Raw genomic sequence first — 1049 nt, 5'->3', positions numbered from 1 at the left:
TGCCGGTCCGGTAAAAAGCCAGCAGCTGTTCCAGTAAATAGGGATTCATGGTCTCTCCTTGATGTTCACTATAATGAATCATTATAGCATAATAAACAGAATCTATTGTACTTTTGCTGTTTTGAGGATTAAAATAGAGTCAGTAAGAAAAGAAAGCGAGGATGGAAATGGAATATGTAACCTTAAACAACGGTGTCAAAATGCCCAAGCTTGGCCTGGGAGTTTTTCGGGTGACCGATTTGGCTCAGGCTGAGGAAATGGTCTATCAGGCAGTCGAGCAGGTCGGCTATCGCCTGATTGACACGGCGGCAGCTTATGGCAATGAAAAAGCGGTCGGTGCTGCCCTTGTCCGTACCAGTGTCGCCCGGGAAGACATCTTTGTCACCTCTAAACTCTGGCTATCGGACATCAAAACCGATGGCTATGAAGGAGCTAAGCGAGGGCTGGAGCGCAGTCTGAAAAATCTGGGTCTGGACTATATTGACCTCTACCTCATCCACCAGCCTCTGGGAGATCTCTATGGGGCCTGGCGCTATCTGTCGGAGGCTGTCCGGGCTGGGAAACTCCGTGCGATCGGCGTGGATAATTTCACCCAGGCCAAGCTGGCTGAATTTGCTGCTTTCAATGAGGTCGTGCCAGCTGTCAACATGGTAGAGGCCAATGTCCTGCACCAGCGGACAGAGGACCAGAAAGCCATGGCGGCGCGCGGGGTGCAGATGGGAGCCTGGGCACCATTTGGCGCAGGCAATACTGAGATTTTCAACTCTCCAGTCCTGAAGAGCATGGCAGAAAGCCATGGAAAGACTGTCGGCCAAGTTATTCTGCGCTGGTTTATGCAGCGGGATATTGTGGCTATTCCCAAGACCGTGCGGATAGAGCGCATGCGGGAAAATCTGGCTGTTTTTGACTTTGCCCTGACAGAAAGTGAAATGGCAGCGATTGCCCGGCTGGACCAAGGCGGCGGCTACAGTCTGCCCGATACGGCAGACGGCATGGACCAGCTGCTGGAACTGCTGAGCGGCTATGATACCTTGCTGGATGCTTAGAAT

Annotated in this window: 1 protein-coding gene; it reads left to right on the top strand. The window is 52.0% G+C overall.

Annotation, left to right across the window (positions count from 1 at the left end; translation table 11 throughout):
• Positions 1 to 161 precede the first annotated feature (161 nt).
• Positions 162 to 1046, top strand: a complete 885-nt coding sequence (locus STRDD11_RS10640; protein WP_241209419.1) for an aldo/keto reductase — start codon at positions 162 to 164, stop codon at positions 1044 to 1046.
• Positions 1047 to 1049 lie beyond the last annotated feature (3 nt).

The organism is Streptococcus sp. DD11, from assembly GCF_001578865.1.
GTDB lineage: Bacteria > Bacillota > Bacilli > Lactobacillales > Streptococcaceae > Streptococcus > Streptococcus panodentis.
The sequence above is the reverse complement of the archived record's forward strand: the minus strand, read 5'-3'. Positions and strand labels throughout refer to the sequence as shown.

Bases quoted from the DNA above. Each gene is read 5' to 3' on its own strand.
- STRDD11_RS10640 (WP_241209419.1), top strand. From the start codon at position 162: ATGGAAATGGAATATGTAACCTTAAACAACGGTGTCAAAATGCCCAAG.